This window comes from Desulfovibrio diazotrophicus, assembly GCF_902498985.2.
Lineage (GTDB): Bacteria > Desulfobacterota > Desulfovibrionia > Desulfovibrionales > Desulfovibrionaceae > Desulfovibrio > Desulfovibrio legallii.
Genome location: NZ_OX346397.1, coordinates 2051889 through 2069666, shown reverse-complemented (window position 1 = coordinate 2069666; position 17778 = coordinate 2051889). Strand labels below are relative to the sequence as shown.

Annotated in this window: 14 protein-coding genes; 5 read left to right on the top strand and 9 right to left on the bottom strand. The window is 63.3% G+C overall.

Annotated features, from left to right (window positions below):
* Nucleotides 1-130: 130 nt before the first annotated feature.
* The 5 genes from eno to J7I12_RS08935 all read right to left on the bottom strand — a co-directional run bounded on the left by eno (nucleotide 131) and on the right by J7I12_RS08935 (nucleotide 7986).
* Entirely contained in the window at nucleotides 131-1432 is a 1302-nt protein-coding gene (gene eno, locus J7I12_RS08955; RefSeq protein WP_118229329.1) for a phosphopyruvate hydratase, read from the bottom strand.
* A gap of 59 nt (nucleotides 1433-1491) precedes the next feature.
* Nucleotides 1492-2289, bottom strand: a complete 798-nt coding sequence (locus tag J7I12_RS08950) for a type III pantothenate kinase (RefSeq protein WP_118229328.1) — start codon at nucleotides 2287-2289, stop codon at nucleotides 1492-1494.
* A gap of 77 nt (nucleotides 2290-2366) precedes the next feature.
* Nucleotides 2367-4196: a glutamine--fructose-6-phosphate transaminase (isomerizing) gene (gene glmS, locus J7I12_RS08945; RefSeq protein WP_288908575.1), complete on the bottom strand. Its 1830-nt coding sequence runs from the start codon at nucleotides 4194-4196 to the stop codon at nucleotides 2367-2369.
* Between the two features lie 119 nt (nucleotides 4197-4315).
* Complete coding sequence (locus J7I12_RS08940; protein WP_487125631.1) at nucleotides 4316-6238, bottom strand: SurA N-terminal domain-containing protein; 1923 nt, start codon at nucleotides 6236-6238, stop codon at nucleotides 4316-4318.
* A gap of 116 nt (nucleotides 6239-6354) precedes the next feature.
* Nucleotides 6355-7986, bottom strand: coding sequence for a sigma-54-dependent Fis family transcriptional regulator (locus J7I12_RS08935; protein ID WP_302549047.1), 1632 nt, complete (start codon nucleotides 7984-7986; stop codon nucleotides 6355-6357).
* Nucleotides 7987-8315: 329 nt separating this feature from the next.
* Between J7I12_RS08935 and J7I12_RS08930 the strand changes: the two genes are divergently transcribed.
* The 5 genes from J7I12_RS08930 (at nucleotide 8316) to J7I12_RS08910 (ending at nucleotide 13251) form a co-directional block, all read left to right on the top strand.
* Nucleotides 8316-8600, top strand: coding sequence for a UxaA family hydrolase (locus J7I12_RS08930; protein ID WP_118229324.1), 285 nt, complete (start codon nucleotides 8316-8318; stop codon nucleotides 8598-8600).
* 4 nt (nucleotides 8601-8604) lie between these two features.
* A complete protein-coding gene (locus tag J7I12_RS08925) occupies nucleotides 8605-9765 on the top strand; it encodes a UxaA family hydrolase (RefSeq protein WP_118229323.1) in 1161 nt (386 codons plus the stop codon).
* A 136-nt stretch (nucleotides 9766-9901) separates the two neighbouring features.
* Entirely contained in the window at nucleotides 9902-11182 is a 1281-nt protein-coding gene (locus J7I12_RS08920) for an MFS transporter (protein WP_303192880.1), read from the top strand.
* 97 nt (nucleotides 11183-11279) lie between these two features.
* Nucleotides 11280-12530 carry a nickel-dependent malate racemase, LarAH5 family gene (gene larAH5 / locus J7I12_RS08915; protein WP_487125630.1) on the top strand — a complete coding sequence of 417 codons (1251 nt, stop codon included), beginning with the start codon at nucleotides 11280-11282 and terminating at the stop codon, nucleotides 12528-12530.
* Between the two features lie 31 nt (nucleotides 12531-12561).
* On the top strand, nucleotides 12562-13251 hold the full coding sequence (locus J7I12_RS08910) for an RraA family protein (protein ID WP_302548439.1): 690 nt from the start codon (nucleotides 12562-12564) through the stop codon (nucleotides 13249-13251).
* Between the two features lie 120 nt (nucleotides 13252-13371).
* Here the strand turns inward: J7I12_RS08910 and hypF are convergent, their stop codons facing one another.
* The 4 genes from hypF to J7I12_RS08890 form a co-directional block, all read right to left on the bottom strand.
* On the bottom strand, nucleotides 13372-15825 hold the full coding sequence (hypF, locus tag J7I12_RS08905) for a carbamoyltransferase HypF (RefSeq protein WP_302548442.1): 2454 nt from the start codon (nucleotides 15823-15825) through the stop codon (nucleotides 13372-13374).
* Between the two features lie 177 nt (nucleotides 15826-16002).
* Nucleotides 16003-16314 carry a flagellar biosynthesis anti-sigma factor FlgM gene (gene flgM, locus J7I12_RS08900; protein WP_288908567.1) on the bottom strand — a complete coding sequence of 104 codons (312 nt, stop codon included), beginning with the start codon at nucleotides 16312-16314 and terminating at the stop codon, nucleotides 16003-16005.
* 196 nt (nucleotides 16315-16510) lie between these two features.
* Nucleotides 16511-16969: a DVU0524 family FlgM-associated protein gene (locus J7I12_RS08895; RefSeq protein ID WP_118229315.1), complete on the bottom strand. Its 459-nt coding sequence runs from the start codon at nucleotides 16967-16969 to the stop codon at nucleotides 16511-16513.
* Nucleotides 16970-17066: 97 nt separating this feature from the next.
* A complete protein-coding gene (locus J7I12_RS08890; protein ID WP_118229314.1) occupies nucleotides 17067-17771 on the bottom strand; it encodes a cytidylyltransferase domain-containing protein in 705 nt (234 codons plus the stop codon).
* Between the last annotated feature and the right edge of the window lie 7 nt (nucleotides 17772-17778).

The following is a 17778-nucleotide window of genomic DNA, read 5'->3' as shown; positions in this document are numbered from 1 at the left end:
ACACAAGGAACGTGCGCGGCGAAAATTTTGCGGGGAAAGAAGCCCTTTTTGCAAAAGGGCCGCCTCCCCCGCAACTGTCTTCCCTGCACAAGATGCTGGTACCCTGCCGACAGGGGCAAACCGGACGAGGCTACTCGTCCCCCCCTTCCTGCAGGTAGTATTCCGCCATGATGGGGCCGAAGAATTCGGCGTCCTCGTCCAGCTCTTCTTCAATGCGCAGCAGCTGGTTGTACTTGGCCATACGCTCCGAACGGCAGAGGGAGCCGGTTTTAATCTGCCCGGCATTGAGGCCCACGGCCAGGTCGGCAATGAAGCTGTCTTCGGTTTCGCCGGAGCGGTGGGAGATGACCGTACTGTAGGAGGCCTCCTTGGCCATTTCCACCGTGTCCAGGGTTTCGGTGACTGTGCCGATCTGGTTCAGTTTGATGAGGATGGCGTTGGCCACGCCCGCGTCAATGCCCTCGGCCAGAATGGCCGGATTGGTGACGAAAACGTCGTCGCCCACCAGCTGGATGCGGTCGCCCAGAGCGCCCGTGAGCATGCCCCAGCCGTCCCAGTCGCCTTCAGCCATGCCGTCTTCAATGGAGATAAGGGGGTATTTGTCGGCAAACTCGGCCAACCACTGGCTCATTTCGGCGTTGTTGAAGGTTTTGCCTTCACCGGCCAGCACGTAAGCGCCGTCCTTGTAAAATTCTGAAGCCGCGGCGTCTATGGCCAGGGCCACTTCACGGCCGGGGTTGTAGCCCGCTTCTTCAATGGCTTTGATAATGTAGGTGAAGGCCTCGTCGTGGTTTTTGAGGTTGGGGGCAAAGCCGCCCTCGTCGCCCACGCTGGTGACGTGGCCGTCCTTTTTGAGGATGGCCTGCAGGGTGTGGAAGATTTCCGCGCCCATGCGCAGGGAGTCGCGGAAGGTCATGGCCCCCACGGGCATGATCATAAATTCCTGAATGTCCAGGTTGTTGGGAGCGTGCGCGCCGCCGTTGACGATGTTCATCATGGGCACGGGCAGGACCTTGGCGTTGATGCCGCCCAGATATTTGTAGAGGGGCAGGCCCAGGTATTCCGCGGCCACGCGGGCGCAGGCCATGCTGGCCCCCAGCATGGCGTTGGCCCCCAGGCGGGATTTGTTGTCCGTGCCGTCCAGATCAATGAGGGTATTGTCAATCTGCACCTGGCGCAGCACGTCCATGCCCGTGAGGGCGTCGGCAATTTCGCTGTTGACGTGCTCCACGGCCTTGGTCACGCCCTTGCCGCCAAAGCGTTTTTTGTCGCCGTCGCGCATTTCCAGCGCTTCGCGGCTGCCGGTGGACGCGCCGGAAGGCACGGCGGCTCTGGCGCTGTGGCCCGATTCCAGCGTCACTTCCACTTCCACAGTGGGGTTGCCGCGCGAATCAAGAATCTCACGGCCGAAAACCGAGGCGATGCTGCTCATGATGGCTCCTTTTGCCCTGCGGGCGGTGATTGCGAAAAAAGCGCGCGAACGGCGCGGGGTCAGCGGTCCAGCGTGTCCCGCTGTTCGTAGTACAGGCGGCGCAGCCCTTCAAGCAAGAGCATGGGGGCCACCTGATCAAAGACCGGACTCACACGGGCGATGGCGTCGGCAAAGCCGCCCGTGCCCAGCACTTTGACCGGGCCGGACAGCTGGCGCTTGAGCCGCTGGACCAGCCCTTCCACCATGCTGGCAAAGCCGAAGACCAGCCCGTGTCGCATGCTGGTGCTGGTGTTGCGGCCCGGCGAGGGCTCTGTGGCGCGCACGTCCAGATTGATGCGCGGCAGCTTGGCCGCCGCGCCCGAAAGCGCGGCCAGGGCCGTGCGCGGGCCGGGAAAAATCAGGCCGCCCAGGTAGGCATCGCCGCTCACACAGTCCAGGGTGACCGCCGTGCCGAAATCCACCACCAGGATGGACGGAACTTCAGGGAACAGCCGCCGCGCCGCATAAGCGCCCACCAGACGGTCGGCCCCCACCTCGCAGGGGCGTTCGTAGCGGTTTTCCAGCGGCACGGGCAGATCTTTGCCCACCCGGTGCAGGGGGCGGTCCAGGTAGCGGGCCACGGCCTCGCGCAGCAGGGGATCAAAACCCGGCACCACCGAAGAGGCCACGCAGCCGACCAGCTGCCCCGGCGTCACGCCTGCGTGCTGCAGCAGGGGCAAAAGCGTCAGGCCCAGATTGTCCGCCGTCTGCCCCACGTCCGTGTGCAGCGTGTAGGAGGCGACCACCCGACGCGCGTCGGCTAGGCCGATTTTGACCGATGTGTTGCCGATATCAAACAGCAGAAGTTCGCACCCCATATTTTCCCCCCTGCGGCGTCCGCACGCGCTGCCGCAGTATGCCCCATTCACCGCCTGGAGGCAAGGCGCGCCGGGCCTTACTCCACGGTGACGCTCTTGGCCAGATTGCGCGGCTGGTCCACATCCTTGCCCAGGTAGTCGGCCATTTCATAGCTGAAGAGCTGCAGGGCGGGCAGGGCCATAAAGCCGGCCAGAGGCGCGGGCAGGGCCGGGATGCGCCAGACGTCCTCGGCCTCCGGCTCCACGCCGGGGTTGGTCAGGGCAATGACCTTGCCCTGCCGGGCCTGCACTTCCACCATATTGGAAACCACCTTGGGCAGCAGCCCGTCGTCCAGGGCCAGGGCAAAGGTGGGGAAGGCCGGGTCGATGAGGGCAATGGGGCCGTGCTTCATTTCGCCGGCGGCATAGCCTTCGGCGTGGATGTAGGAAAGCTCTTTGAGTTTGAGCGCGCCCTCCAGGGCCAGGGGGTAGCAGTGGCCGCGCCCCAGGTAAAAGAAGTTGCGGGCCTGGGCGTACTTGCGGGCCAGTTCGCGCGCGGTGGCGTGCATGGCGGGCAGGGCGTCGTCCAGCATGGCGGGCAGATTTTCCAGCTGGCGCAACAGCGCGCGGCATTGTTCCAGCGGCAGGGTGTTCTGCCGCCGGCCCCAGTACAGAGCCATAAGGGCCAGCATGAGCATCTGGCTGCACATGGCCTTGGTGGAAGCCACGCTGATTTCCGGCCCGGCCTGGGTGTAGAGCACGGCCGAAGCCTCGCGCGCGATGGAAGAGCCCACCACGTTACAGAGCCCCAGCACCGTGGCCCCGCATTCCCGCGCGCGGCGCAGGGCGGCCAGGGTGTCGGCGGTTTCGCCGCTCTGGCTGATGACCAGCACCATGTCGTCCTTGTCCAGGAGCAGGCTTTCACGGTAGCGGAATTCAGAGGCGATTTCCACCTGCACAGGCACGCCGGCCCAAGGTTCCAGCAAGTGCCGCGCCCAGAGCCCGGAGTGGTAGGAGGTGCCGCAGGCCACAATGTGCAGGCGGCGTGGCACGGGCAAAGCGTCCAGCTCCGCCAGGCGCACGGCGCTGTGGTCGGCGCTCACGCGGCCCGTGAGCCCGTCGGTGATCACGCGGGGCTGTTCAAAAATTTCCTTAAGCATGAAGTGGCGGTAGCCGCCTTTCTGCGCGGCCTGCATGTCCCACTGGATGGTCTGCACCTCGTGCTGCACCGGGCGCAGGTCCGCCAGTTTGAGGACGGCATAGTCTGCGGCGGTGGCGCGCACCAGCTCGCCGTCTTCCAGAAAAATCACCTGCCGGGTGTAAGGCAGAAAGGCCGGAATGTCCGAGGCCACAAAGTGCTCGCCCGTGCCCAGGCCGAAGATGAGCGGGGCGGACATGCGTGCGGCGTAGATGACGCCGGGCTCATCGCGGCACATGAGGCACACGGCGTAGGCCCCGTGGGCCTCGCGCAGGGCCGCGGCAAAGGCGTGCAACAGGTCTGGTTCGGTTTTGCGGCGCTCGGCAATGAGGTTGACCAGCACCTCGGTGTCCGTCTCAGAGCTGAAAGTGTAGCCTTTGGTCGTAAGGTCCGCCTTGATTTCCAGGTAGTTTTCAATGATGCCGTTGTGCACCATGGCCAGGGCCCCATCGTTGGAGCGGTGGGGGTGGGCGTTGCGTTCGGCGGGCACACCGTGGGTGGCCCAGCGGGTGTGGCCCATGGCGCAGGTGGGCGTGGTGACGCCTTCTTCGTGGGCCAGTTTTTCTTCCAGCGCAGCCAGTTTGCCCGTGGCCCGCACCACGTCCAGCGCGCCCTGGCGCAAAAAGGCCACACCGGCGGAATCATAGCCGCGGTATTCCAGACGGCGCAGACCCTCCACCACTACGGGAACCGCGGGCCTGTGGCCCGCATAGCCGATAATGCCGCACATGGCGTATCTCCTTGATGTCCGTTGGTTCCGGCCGAGCCGGGGATTTTTTCGGGGGGAGGGAAGGGAACCTTCCGCGTGGGGATATAAGGGAAAGGGCCGGGCAAAGCCCGGCCCTGGAATCACATGTTCTTTCTGTCCACCAGGTCCGGATTGTTCACTTCGATTTTGGCGTTGACCAGCAGGCGCTGCATAAAGACCTCGAACAGCCCTTCGCTCCGTTCGCGGGTGACGGCGCTTTGCATGATGTCCTTGACCGTTTCCCATTCCTTGACGTCGGGCGGCAGTACAGCGGCCACATGGGCCAGCAGCGCGCCCTTGCCTTCTTTGAGGTTCTGCACGGCATAGGCCGTGGGCAGCCAGGCGTCCACAGGGGCGCTGAAGACGGCCTCGGCCAGAGCCGGCTCTGGAGCAAAGCCCTCCAGCGCGCCGCCGCGTTCCAGCGGAGCGGGGGTGCGCGCCCCCAGACCCTGTTTAAAGGTGGGGTTGAGGGGGCCGTCCCGCAGCTCTTTGCGGCGTTCTGCCGCAGCCTGGAGGGCGGTGGCCAGGGCCTGCTCTTCCGTCAGCGCGGCAAAAATTTTGTCCTTAACTTTGTCGAAGGATTCCGTGGCGGCCGGTTCGGCCGCCAGCACTCGGGCCACCACATAGGCGTCGCCCGCTTCCAGCGCCGTATCCAGGGGCGCGCCAGCCGGCATGTTGACCAGGGTCTGGGCCGCATCGGGCTTGACGCCCAGGGTCTTTTCCAGCTCCGTCGCGGCGGCGAGGTCCGTTTCTTCGGCGGTGAGGCCAAAGCGCCGGGCGCTGGCCGCAAGGGGTTTGCCCAGGATGTTGTCCTCAATGAGGCTGTCCAGCACGTCGTGGAGTTTGTCCGCGCCCTGTTCGGCAGCCATGAACCGGCGCACATCGGGCAGGGCTTTTTCAAAGGGGGTGACGCCGCCGGACTTTTTTTCTTCCACCTTGATGATGTGCAGGCCGAAGGGACTGCGTACAGGGGCAGAGACCTGGCCGGGGGCCAGGGCAAAGGCCGCATCCTCGAAGGGCTTGACCGTGGCGCCGCGCTTGAGCCAGCCCAGTTCTCCGCCGGGACCGGCGGCATTGGGGCCGTTGTGGGCGTCGGCCACGGCGGCAAAGCTCTTACCGGCGGCCAGCTCCTTCTCTATGGAAGCCGCGGTTTCCTGCGCCTTGCGCACCTCGGCCTGGGGGGCGTCTTCGGCCAGGGGCACCAGGATGTGGGCGGCCTTGACCTGCTCCTCCTGGGTAAAGCGGGCGCTATTGGCGTCGTACCACCGGCGGGCGGCGGCCGCGTCAATGTTTTCAGGATTGACCAGATCCTGGGGCCGCACGCGGATATAGGCCGCCTTGACCTTGGCGGGCACGGCAAAGGCGGCTTTGTGGGCCTCATAATAGGCCTGAGCCTGGGCATCGGTGGGTTTGACCTTGTCCATAAAGTTGGACGCGGGCAAAAAGATATAGTCTACCGTGCGTTTCTGACGCAGAAAGTTATAGCGCTGCCGGGCTTCGGCGGGGTCTGTCCAGGCCCCGGCCGTCACCAGGGCAAAGAGCTTCCGGCGCAGCAGGTCCGCGCTGGTCTCTTGTTCAAAATCCGCAGGACTGAGGCGCTGGGCCTGCAGCACACGCTTGTAGGCCGCCGGGTCGAAGTCGCCCTTGTCATTCTGGAAGGCCTTGATCTGGCCCACGGCCAGGCGCAACTCCAGGGGGCTCACGCTGATGCCCATGCGGGCGGCCTCCTGCCTGAGCAGGCTTTGCGTCACCAGGTCGCGCAGTACCTGCCGCCCCAGCTGCTGGGCCTTGAGTTGTTCGCGGGTGAGGCCGGGGTTGTTGCGCAGCAGGGATTCTTCCGCATTGCGGTAGGCCATTTCAAAATCCCGCGCCGTAATGGGCTCGCCGTTGACTGTGGCCGCCAAGTTGCGGCCGCCTTTGTCGCTGAAGCTGCCCACGCCCCAGAAGACGAAGACGAGAATGATGACGCCGAAGACCAGTTTGACGCCGAAGGATTGGGCATTGGAACGGATATACTCGAGCATGCGGACTCCGAAAAGCGCTGATTTCTGTTACGCAAGGGGACATGATATGCCCACTGCCCGCGAAATTCAAGCCGGGGGCGCGACCGGCCCGCTGCGGGAACGGGAAAAAGGCGGTTTTAGGAGGTTGCAGCCAGGCCCAGTTTGCGCATGTGGTGTTGCAGGGTGCTGCGCGGCACGCCCAAAAGGGCGGCGGCCCCGTGCGGACCGGCGATTTTGCCGCCCGTGGCGGCCAGGGCGCGGCGGATGTGGGCGCGTTCGTTTTCCTCCAGCGTGGGCAGCGTGGCCGGGGCGGGATGGGACGGCGTTGCGGGCGCTGCGGCCTGCGGTGTGGCAGTGCAATTTCCGCGAGTGGCGGCGGGTTGCGGCTGGTCGTCCTCCTGGGGGGCAGCCCAGAGGTGCAGGGCCTCGCGCACAAAGGCGTCGGTCACGGCCGCGTCCAGCGAGTGGAGCAAAATGCGGCTGACCACGTTGCGCAGCTCACGGATATTGCCGGGCCAGGCGTGTTCGTAAAGGGTCTGGACCACGCTGTGCGGCAGCCGGGGCGGGCGCAGCTCGTATTCCGCAGCGAACTGCTTGATGAAGTAGTCCACAAATAAGGGGATGTCGGCCTTGCGCTCCCGCAGAGCGGGCATGTGCAGCACCACGGAGCCCAGGCGGTAGTAGAGGTCGCGGCGTAGCCTGCCCTCGGCCATGGCTTCGGCCAGATCCACATTGGTGGCCGAAAGCACGCGGATGTCCACGCCGATGGGCGTGGCCTCGCCCACGCGCTCAAAGGAGTTTTCTTCCAGCACCTGCAGGAGTTTACTTTGCATTTCCGGAGCCAGGTCGCCGATTTCGTCCAGAAAGAGCGTGCCGTGCTGGGCTATCTCGATGCGGCCCGTGCGCTTGGCCGTGGCCCCGGTAAAGGCTCCTTTGGCATAGCCGAACATTTCGCTTTCAAACAGGGTGGGGGCCAAGGAAGGGCAGTTGACCTTGACGAAGTTGTGCCCGCGACGGGGACTGTGACGGTGCAGCCAGCGGGCCAGCATGCTCTTGCCCGTACCCGTTTCGCCGGTGATGAGCACAGGAATGTGCAGCTTGGCCACCTTGCGCGCCGTGCCCGTGATGCGGGCCATGTCCGGGGTTTCCAACAGGCGGCTTTCCAGGCGGGCCTTGCCGGCGGCATTTTCGCCTGCTTCGGGGTCGGGGGGCTGGGCGGCGCGGGCGTTGGCCGCGCGCTCTTCGGCCAGCACAGCAAAAAGAAAGGTGGTCAGCACCGGGCTCAGCTCCAGCAGAAAGTTGAGAATCTCCACCACGTTTTCCGGCTGGCGGACAAAGGAAACGTGCAGCGTGCCGATGACCTCGCGGTTGATGATCAGGGGCAGGGCAATGGTGGCGTTGAGGCCCACTGTGGCCAGAGAAAGGGGCGCCATGCCGAAACCCTGTGAGGCCAGATCGTTGATGACCACGGGCTTGCGGGAGGTTATGGCCAGGCCGGCTACCGTGTTCTGGGCAATACGGGTGTTGGAGAGGGATTCCACCACGGTGCCGTCGGCGGCGGTGAAGAGGTTCAGAAATTCCCGCTCGGCGTCATAGAGATTGATGCAGAAACGGTCGTAGTGAAATAAAACACGAAGCTGCTTGGCCAGGATCTGGAAAAAGGCGTTGCGGTCCATCTTTTCCGTTACCAGGCGCGCAAGATGGTGCAGTACCTGCCCCACCGTAAGGGAAGGATTGCTGAGGCCGTTGGGGCTGATCTGATAGGGCATGGGGGCTCCTGTTTATATATGGGCTTTTTGCTGCCTGTATATGGACATCACTGCTTAAAAGTCAACATGTTGATTGGTTAAACAAACATGAATGTGAAAAAAATATAGAGGCAACGCCAGTTTCCGGTGTTGGATGGTGTTGGCATGCTGCTTGCTAGTATAAGGCCAGAATGATGTTTTTGGATAAATAATAATTTATGAAGTGGTTTTTATGAAACAAATTGTATGTAGTATTCTGATATTATTTTATGCATTGTGGAAGGATAACATTAAGGCCCGCTTTGATTTTAAAAAAGCGTATTACTAACAGTACTATGAAGGAGAATGGCATGGTAACCCATTTTGTAGTGCACGAGCCCGGCGACAGCGTCGGCGTTGTCGTGGTCGAAGGGGTGAAAAAGGGCGATAAGCTCAACGGCTGGATCATGGACGGCGATTCCAGTGTGGAAATGGCCACCCTTGACGACATTCCCATCGGGCACAAGATTGCCCTTAAGGACCTGGCCGAGGGCGATACAGTCATCAAGTACGGTACGGACATCGGCAAGGTGGTCAAGCCCATCAAGCGTGGCGAGCACCTGCACGTTCACAATGTCAAAACCAAGAGGTGGTAATCCGATGCAAAAGACTTTTATGGGCTATCGCCGCGACAATGGCCGGGTAGGCATCCGTAATCATGTGCTCATCCTGCCCCTGGACGACCTTTCCAACGCCTCCTGCGAGGCCGTGGCCAACAACATCAAGGGCACCCTGGCCCTGCCCCACGCCTACGGCCGCCTGCAGTTCGGCGAAGACCTGGACCTGCATTTCCGTACGCTGATCGGCGTGGGCTGCAACCCCAACGTGGCCGCTGTGGTGGTTATCGGCATCGAACCCCAGTGGACCCAGCGCGTGGTGGACGGCATTGCCAAAACCGGCAAGCCTGTGGCCGGCTTCGGCATTGAGCAGCACGGCGACCTGGAGACCATCCGCGCCGCTTCGCTCAAGGCCAAGGAATTTGTGCACTACGCCACCGAGCTGCAGCGCACCGAGTGCCGCGTGGACGAGCTGTGGGTTTCCACTAAGTGCGGCGAATCCGACACCACGTCGGGCATTGCCGCCAACCCCACGGTGGGCAACGCTTTTGACAAGCTGTGGGAAGCCGGGGCCACTACCCTCTTCGGCGAAACCACGGAAATCACCGGCGGCGAACATCTGGTCATGGCCCGCTGTGCCAACGACGAAGTGCGCGCCAAGTTCAAGTTTTTCTTCGATCGTTACGCCAAGGTGGTGGACGACCACAAGACCAACGACCTGTGCGATTCCCAGCCCACCAAGGGCAACATTGAAGGCGGCCTGACCACCATTGAGGAAAAGGCCCTGGGCAATATCCAGAAGATCGGCCGCAAGGCTCCGGTCATTGGCTGCCTGGACAAGGCTGAAAGCCCCACCGGCCCCGGTCTGTGGTTCATGGATTCTTCTTCTGCCGCTGCCGAGATGGTGACCCTTTGCGCCGCCTCCGGCTTTGTGGCCCACTTCTTCCCCACGGGGCAGGGCAACATCATCGGCAACCCCATCCTGCCGGTGATCAAGCTCTCCGCCAACCCGCGCACTGTGCGCACCATGAACGAGCACATTGATGTGGACGTTTCCGGCATCCTGCGTCGGGAAATCAACATGGACCAGGCCGGCGACATGCTGCTGGACATGCTCTTCCACACCTGCAATGGCCGCAACACTTCTGCAGAGGCTTTGGGCCATCGTGAGTTCATCATGACCCGCCTGTACGAAAGCGCGTAACCACCACCGCCTGCAGCTTGCCGTGAGTATTTGTCCACGGCAGGCTGCAGGCGATACGTGTCGGATCTCAGCATACCTCCTTTTATAATAGCGCGCTACCCCCATGCCGTTTTACGGTGTGGCTTAAGGACTTGTTATGGAACAATATTCCTCGACACGCTATAGAGTGTGGATTGTGTTTCTGCTGTTCAGCGGAACGCTTATCAATGCTTTTGACAGGGCCAGCCTCTCAATCAGCGCCCCCACACTTATCAAAGAACTGGGCATGACGCCTGCAGAAATGGGTATGGTGCTTTCCTCATTTTTTTGGCCATACCTTATATGCAATATTTTTGCGGGTAGTTGGGCGGATAAGTTTGGCGCAAGGCGCGTTATGGGCTGGGCGGCTTTTATCTGGTCCATATTTTCCGCTTTGACCGGTCTTGCCCATGATAAAATCCACCTCATTATCGCGCGCATCGGCGTGGGGGCGGGCGAATCCGCCAGTTTCCCCGTCAACGCCAAGGTGGTGAACAACAGTTTTCCTTCCAAACAGCGCGGTATTGTTACCGGCGTATATACTGCCGGCCTGCGCATGGGCTTTGCCGTGTGTCCGCTGCTGATGGCTTTTTTGCTGACCCACTGGGGATGGCGATTTGCTTTTATCTTTACTGGCCTTGGCAGTTTGCTCTGGGTTCTGCTTTGGTTTGTTTCATATAAAGAGAAGAAAACGGACAAGGTTACAACGTCTTCGCCGGCCCGCAAGGTGCCCTGGGGGCGTCTGCTGCGGCAGCGTGGCATGTACGGCCTGCTGCTCGCTAAGTTTTTCCAGGATTATCTTCTGTACTTCTTTGTTACGTGGTTGCCTGGATATTTAATCCTTGAGCACGGCTTCACCACCATGCAGATGGGTACTTACGACTCCATCATGTGGCTTTGCGGTTTTGCAAGCCAACCGCTCATTGGCATGTTTTCAGATTATCTTATTCGCCGGGGCTATTCCGTCACCGCAGCGCGCAAGGGCTGCATCGTTGTCATGATGCTGCTGGCTTCTTCCGTCATCGGTGTAGGGTTCACCAAGTCCTTTGCCATCTGCATTTCTTTGCTGATAGTGGCGGTAGCCTGCGAATCGGCCGGCACCACCATGCTTTGGACGATTTGTACGGAGCTGGCGCCCAAAAAATACGCGGGGCGGATTGCCGGCGTCATGAACGCCGCCGGCGCCACCGCCGGCATCTGCGCCCCGTTGATTACCGGTACTATTCTTAGTGTCACCGGCTCTTTCAGCGGTGCGTTGATTATCGCCGGCTGCATGGTACTGTTGGCCGCCTGCACGGTGCTCTTCGTCATTCCCAAGCTGCAGCCCATGGACCTGGGCGAGGCAGATGATGACGATGGAGTGGATGAAGACACGTCCATGTTAACTGCCGGACATTAAACCACAACAGCAGTGCGGTCCCGGCTTCCTTCAAGTCAGGGCCGCACTACCTGCTGCCGCACGGGCGGCCAACAGTAGCCAAGTGGAGTATACACAAATGCGACAGATGGTAAAATATGGTAAACAGGAATTGTTACTAAATTTTCCCCATTCCACTCCGGTAACTGTCATCAGGCCGACTGCAGTTGCTCCTTTGGCTACGCCCCTTGCCGCATTTGCCGCGGCCCTGGACGCGCCGATGGGCTGCCCGCGCCTTGAGGAAATGGCCGTGCCGGCCACTGTCGCCATTGCGGTGCCGGACGAAACGCGGCCTTTCCCCATAAAACTTTTGCTGCCCCCGCTGCTGGAGAGGATTTTTCGGGCTTTTCCCCAGTTGCCGCACGAGCATGTGCGCATTGTGGTAGGCGGCGGTCTGCACGAACCTCCGGACGCGGCCCAGCTGGCGCGCATTCTGCCTGAAAATCTGGATGGTTGCACGGTGGTGGCCCATGACGCCCAGCATTCGCCTCTGCGGCAAATGGGCGTGACGAGTCGGGGCACGCCGGTGGAAATTAATGCTGCTTATGCCGATGCGGACCTGAAGATTGTCATGGGCATGGTGGACGCTCATCAGTTTGCTGGATTCACGGGTGGGGCCAAAGGGGTGGTGGTGGGCTGCGCTTCGGCCGCCATGATTGCCCGCAACCACAGTATGCTGTGCCGTGACGGGGCCTTCGCCGGCAACATCGAAGGCAATCCGGTGCGGGAGGATCTCAATGAGGCCGGCGTACTGGCGGGCGTCCGTCTGGCTGTCAACGTGGCGCTTACGTCCACCAAGGAGCCGGCGGCGCTGTTTGTGGGCGATCCGCCCACCGTGCTGCGCCATGCCGCCAAGGAAACCAGCCGTCTTTATGGTCATGAGCTGAAGCAGCGGTTTGACATCGTGGTGGCCTCCTGTGGCGGCGCGCCCAAGGATATTTGTCTGTATCAGGCCCAGAAGGCTTTGGATGCAGCCCGCCACTGCGCCGCCCCCGACGGCAAAATTCTGCTGGTGGCCCAGTGCGCCCAAGGCATTGGCGACGAACGTTACGAAGAGTATGTGTGCCGGTTTCACAGTCAGCAGGATTTGATGCGGGACTTTGCGCAACATGAGTTTCAGATGGGGGCGCACAAAGCCTTTTTGTTTGGTCGCGTAGCTTCTGCCCATGAGCTGGTACTGCACACGGACCTTGCGGAAGCCGATGTGGCCCGTTGCCTGCTGCGCAAAGGCGATGCGCAAGCAACGCTCAACGCCTGGCTTGCCGCAAAGCCCGCCGCCAGGGTGGGCATACTCACCCACGCCAATTCCACATTTTTTTACAGCTTATAACGGCGCGCGGCGCGTTCAGAAAGGATATTCCATGCGCTACAGCATTACCCGTGAATTTGTGCGTCCCGCTTCCGAATTGTTGTCCCTGTTTACCGATCTGGCCGTGGCCGACATCTGCGATGTACTGGGCCGCAACGCCGCGTTGCCTTCGGCCCTCAAGCCCCTTGGCCGCGACCGTCTGCTGGGCACGGCCTATACCGTCAATCTGCCCGCCAGCGAAAACCTGCTGCTGTACTATGCTGTGGACAACGCCCAGCCGGGCGACGTGCTGGTGGTTTCCTGCGCCGGGTATACGGAGCGCGCCGTCACGGGCGAGATCATGGCTAACGTGGCCCTGCGTCGGGGGTTGGCGGGTTTTGTCGTTGATGGGGCCGTGCGCGATGCCGCGGCATTGCGGCAGCTGGATTTTCCCGTCTACGCCCGCGCGGTTTCGCCCAACGGGCCGTACAAGAGCGCCTGCGGCGCGGTCAACGTGCCCGTGGCCCTGGGCAATGTGGTGGTCAGCCCCGGCGACATCATCGTGGGTGACGCCGACGGTCTGGTGGCCGTGCGCCCGCAGGAGGCGCAGGAAGCAGCGGAAAAGGCGCGGCGTCTGGCCGAAGACGGACAAGGAAAACTGGCGCAGATCGCGCGTGAGGGCAGACTGGACTACGCTTGGCTGTACAAAAAGCTGGAGAGCGGCGGTTGCGTTGTGCGCGACAGCGCTTGCGGCACGGAGTGATTTGGAACAGAGGCTTTTTAGACCTGGGCCGTCGGGTCCTGTAAGAAAAAAAGTTTTTTGAAGGATGGGGGGGAAGGGAACTTTTGTGAACAAAAGTTCCCTTCCCCCCCTAAACAAACATTATCCTGCGCCGCCCTCCGTCGCCAGCAGGCGGCGGCCCCACACCGCCTGCCCCAAAGAAAGGCCGCCGTCGCCGGGGGGCAGCTCGCGGTGGGTGAGGGGCGTCAGGCCGCGCGCCCGCAAGGTCAGCGGCAGCAGCCGGGCCAGCAGGGCGTTCTGCATGACCCCGCCGGAAAGGCCCACCAGGTTCACGCCGTGCTCCCGCGCGGCCTGGGCCGCCAGATCCGCCAGACCGTGGGCCAGGCTGAGGTGAAAGCGGGCGGCGATTTCTCCCGTAGGCAGGCCGCGTTGCTGGGCCGTGACCGTTTGGGCGAACAGGGCCGCGCTGTCCAGCTCCCACAGTTCGCCGCGTCGCACAGGCTCCCAGGGCCAGCAGGACGTGCGCTGGGCGTCTTTCCCCCGCAGGGCTGCGGCTGTGGGCGCTTCCACGTCGGTGGCCCTGCGGGCGGCGTCCTCCAGGCGAATGGCCGCCTGCCCCTCATAGGTGGTGCGCGCGCACAGGCCCAGTGTTGCGGCTACGGCGTCGAACAGTCGTCCACAGCTGGAGGTCAGCGGGCAGTTGACCTTGCGGCGCAGCATTTCCTGCACCGCTGCGCGGGCGGCGTCGCCCGCTTCCGTTGCCCAGGGGGCGGCAGCCTCGGTCAGGCCCGCTTGCCGGGCCAGGGCCAGGGCAATGCGCCAGGGCTCGCGCACGGCGGCGTCCCCGCCGGGCAAGGCAAAAGGGGCCAGGCGACCCAGGCGCTGCCAGCGCGGCGCACCCAAATCTACAAGCAGCAGTTCGCCGCCCCAGACCGTGCCGTCCGTTCCCAGGCCCGTGCCGTCCAGGCAGAGCGCCAGGGCCGGTTCGCAGCGGCCGTTTTCCGCCAGGACGGCGGCGGCGTGGGCTGCGTGGTGCTGCAGTTGCCAGAGGGGCAGCCCTTCCCGCGCGGCGCGCTCCTGCGCGTAGCGGGTGGAGAGAAAATCGGGGTGCAGGTCGCAGACCAGGGCCGCCGGGCGCACCTCCAGCAGGGCCTCCAGATGGGCGGCCACCTCTTCATAAAAATGCAGCGTGGCGGGGTTTTCCAGGTCGCCGATGTGCTGGCCCACAAAGGCCTCCCGTCCGCGTGTGAGGCAGAGCGTGGCCTTGAGCTCCGCGCCCGCGCCCAGCACACAGGGGGCGGGCGCCTCCGTGGGCGGCAGAAAGACCGGACGCGGCACATAGCCCCGCGCCCGCCGGTAAAAAAGCGGTTGGGCGGCGTGGGGGGCCTCCTCCTGCGGCTGCAGGGTGACCACGCTGTCGTCCACGCGCACCAGAATATCCCTGTCGTGCAGCAGCCAGGCATCGGCCAGATGGGGCAAACGGGCCAGGGCCTCGCGGTTGCCCAGGCAGATGGGTTCGCCGCTGGCGTTGGCCGAGGTCATGACCAAAACGGGCGGCTGGGCCGTGCGGGCTGTGAGCAGATCAAAAAGCACGGCGTGCAGAGGGGTATAGGGCAGCATGATTCCCACCTGCGTGGTGTCCGGCGCTATTTCCGGCGGCAGGGCCGCGTTGGCGCGGCGGGGGCAGAGCACTATGGGCTTTTCCGGACTTTGCAGCAGGGCTTCGTGTTCCGGCGTCAGCGCGCACAGGCTGCGGGCCGCTTCCAGGCTGTCCACCATGAGAGCCAGGGGCTTGTGCGGGCGTTGTTTGCGTTGCCGCAAGCGGCGCACCGCTTCCGCCTGACGCGCGTCGCAGGCCAACTGAAAGCCGCCCAGGCCCTTGAGGGCCAGCAGCCCGCCGGCCTGGAGCAGATCCGCGGCGGCGCAGATGGCCGCCTGGGCGGCTGCCGCAGCGGTCCGGCCGGCAAGCAGGGGCGGGGCCGTGCGCCCGGCCTCCCTGTCCGGCCGGGTCACAAACCAGAGCCGGGGGCCGCAGTCCGGGCAGGCTATGGGCTGGGCGTGGAAGCGCCGGTCCAGGGGGTCGGCGTATTCGGCGGCGCAACGCGGGCAGAGCGGGAAGCAGGCCATGCTGGTCACGGCCCGGTCATAGGGGATGGCGCGGGTGATGGTGTAGCGCGGGCCGCAGTTGGTGCAGTTGGTGAAGGGGTAGGCATAGCGCGGATTGGCGGGGTCGCGCATATCGGCCAGGCATTGGTCGCAGAGGCCCATATCCGGACTGACCAGCACGCTGTGGCCGCTGTGCCCCTGGCTGGGCACAATGCGGAAGGCGGTTTCGCCTGTCAGCAAGGGCAGTGCTTCCTGGCGCAGGTTGGTGAGGCGGGCCAGGGGGGGGAGCTCGTCTTGCAGACGGCGGCCAAAGGCGGCCACGGCCTGAGCCGGGCCCTGCACTTCCATGCGCACGCCGTCGGAGGTATTGCCCACGCTGCCCGTGAGTCCCTCTTCGTGGGCCAGACGATAGACAAAGGGGCGAAAACCCACGCCCTGCACCTGCCCGCAGGCTACAAAGGCCCGCCGTTCCAAGGTCTGTTCGCTCATAGGGGCAGCATAACGCAAGGTGAGCGCCCTGTCATGCGGCGGCAGCGCGGGCTTTGTGCGCCTGCTGACAGAAACGGCCGCTATGCTGGAGCCATGGCCGGGATGTCTGTGCCCCCGCGCCGAAGCAAAAACGGGGCCTCCGTCGCAAGGCGCTTCAGAACCTGGCCCAAGGTTTGGCTACAGTTGGAACAGGCCTGGTTCTTCGCGGATCAGACTTTCGGCAATGCGGCGACTGTCAACAACATACGTGCCTGCAGCCACCTGCTGACGCAGGCTTTCCACCTTGTCGGCGCGCACGTCGGGTGTGCTTTGGGCCGTGCGGCGGGCTTCGGTCAGGAGCAGGGCGTCCTGTGATACGCTCACCGTATCGCCGCCGCCTTCGGTCTGGGGAGCGGCGGCCGCGGCATCGGTGCGGGCCTGGGTGGTTTTATCCAGGCTGCCGGCGGCATAGGGATCAAAAAGGGTATATGTTTTTGCGTCTATTTTCATGAAGTATCTCCCTCGGGCACGGTCGAAAACAGGCCGCACGGGAAATTCAGTCGTTGGTTTTAGGGTATTTCAACGTTGAAATGCCCTGGCGGTTGCGTAAGCAGACGCCCGCCGTGGAGGCGCAGGCGCAATTTATTTGCGCAGTTAAACGCCGGAACGAGCGTGCCGTAAACGTTGAGAATACATATTCTCAACGTTACTCTGCTCCAGAATGCCCTGGACAAAAGCCGGGGGCGGGGCGCAGCACGCCCTTGTCCACACGGCGGCGGGTAATGCGCCACAGGGCGTGGCGTGCGGCACGCTGCTGTTCTGGAGTCAGGGCGCCTGTGCCGTCGGGCCCCTGGCCCAGAATGCACAGACTGCCGTCCGGAGGGTAGGTGAAGTGGACTTCGCGGCCCAATTCCTGACTCAACTCCTGGCGGATGTCTTCCACCACCGGGTTGTCGCTGCCCGTGTAAAGCAGCATATCGTACAGTTCTCTGGCCACTTGCTCCACCGTGGCGTGCCGTTTGGGCAGGGGATCGGGTTCGCGTGGATCCTCGCCCGCGGCCAGCCGCCGTCGGACCCGAAACCGCGCCAGCCTGCGGGCTGCCAGAAGCTGCTGTTCGTAGCCTTGCAGCATAATGCGCAGACGTGCGGTGGTGGTGTCGGGCATGGCATGTACCGTCCTCACATGCTATGTCGGCAAATTGCAAAAAAACTTTAGAGTCTGTTACGACCCGCCGTAAACGGCGGACTGCCGCAGGGGCTCCTTAACGTTCTCCGTCACAGGCGTCCACAATGGCGCGGGCGTCCATATCGGGGTGCAGGGGCAGCAGTGCCAGGCGCTGAAAGTCCTGGGGCTGGTCCACGTCCAGTTTGAGGTCCGGGCGCTGCAGCCACGGTTCTGTGGGGTTGAAGGTGCCCAGGCGGAAGCGGGCGGCATTGTCCCAGAGGTAGTTGAGGCAGTGTTCGCGCTGGGCTGTTTGGCGAGCCTGGGCGTCCAGGGCGTCCAGGAGTTCGCGGGAGAGGATTTCCGCGCCGAGGCCGTCGGGCCAGAGGTTGTTGCGGGGGATGTGGTTATAGGCGTAGTCCCACCGGCCTGCGCGGTAAAAGTCCACCAGGCGGTCCACGGCTTCGCCCCAGATAAGGGGGTTATCCGCACAGACGCGCACCACCAGCCCGGCGTCCGCCTGACGGGCGGCCAGGCAGAAGCGGGCCAGCACATCCTGTTCCGGCCCGGCCAGGCAGGGCACGCCGCGCCGCTGAAGGTGCTCCAGCAGGACGCGGTCCAGGGGGGTATCCGGTACGGCCACCACCAGTCCATCCAGGCGGGCGGCGGTTTTGAGGCGACGGACGACCCAATCGATAAGGGGCACGTCGCGCAGGCAGAGCAGGGACTTTAGGGGCAAACGGCTGGAGCCCAGCCGGGCCTGAACAATGGCGACGACCTTGTCGTGGGGGTGGGGAGCGGACATGGCCTGA